This window comes from Ralstonia sp. OTU4908 (assembly GCF_038440115.1).
Taxonomy (GTDB): Bacteria; Pseudomonadota; Gammaproteobacteria; order Burkholderiales; family Burkholderiaceae; genus Ralstonia; species Ralstonia pickettii.
Genome location: NZ_JASATD010000097.1, coordinates 1 through 842, shown reverse-complemented (window position 1 = coordinate 842; position 842 = coordinate 1). Strand labels below are relative to the sequence as shown.

Sequence of the window (842 nt, the reverse complement as noted above, 5' to 3'; positions counted from 1 at the left end):
TCGTCGCGGTTCGGGAAGTCGCTGTGGGCGTGTGCGCCGCGCGATTCCTTGCGGGCGGCAGCCGACACCATCGTCGCCTTCGCCACTTCCACCAGGTTGGCCACTTCCAGCGCTTCGACGCGCGCGGTGTTGAACACCTTGGACTTGTCCTTCAGGTGGATGTTGCCAGCGCGCTCGGCCACTTCCAGGATGCGCTCGACGCCTTCATCCATCAGTTTCTGCGTACGGAACACGCCAGCGTGCGACTGCATGTTGCGGCGGATGTCGTTGGCGACGTCCTGCGCGTATTCGCCCGAGCTGGACGAATCGAGCTTGGCCAGGCGCGAGAGCGCACGGTCGGCAGCGTCGGCCGGCAACGGCTTGTGCTCGCGGTTCTTCAGGTTCTGCGCAATGATGTGGTTGCCCGCCGAACGGCCGAACACCACCAGGTCGAGCAGCGAGTTCGTGCCCAGGCGGTTGGCGCCGTGCACGGACACGCACGAGCATTCGCCGATCGCGTAGAAACCGTTGATGACCTCGTTCGGGTTGCCGTTCTTCGGCACCACGACCTGACCGTGATAGTTCGTCGGAATGCCACCCATCTGGTAGTGGATGGTCGGCACCACGGGAATCGGCTCCTTGATGGCGTCGACGTTGGCGAACTTCAGGCCAATTTCGCGGATCGACGGCAGGCGCTTCATGATGGTCTCGGCGCCGACGTGCGTCAGGTCGAGCAGCACGTAGTCGCCGTTCGGGCCGCAGCCGCGGCCTTCCTTGATTTCCTGGTCCATCGAGCGCGACACGAAGTCACGCGGCGCCAGATCCTTCAGCGTCGGGGCATAGCGCTCCATGAAGCGCTCGCC

Annotated in this window: 1 protein-coding gene; it reads right to left on the bottom strand. The window is 64.5% G+C overall.

All coding sequences use genetic code 11. The features are described 5' to 3' along the window. Positions 1–842, bottom strand: an 842-nt coding sequence (locus tag AAHM38_RS25465; RefSeq protein WP_342234425.1) for an FAD-binding protein, incomplete at both ends; no start/stop codon positions are given.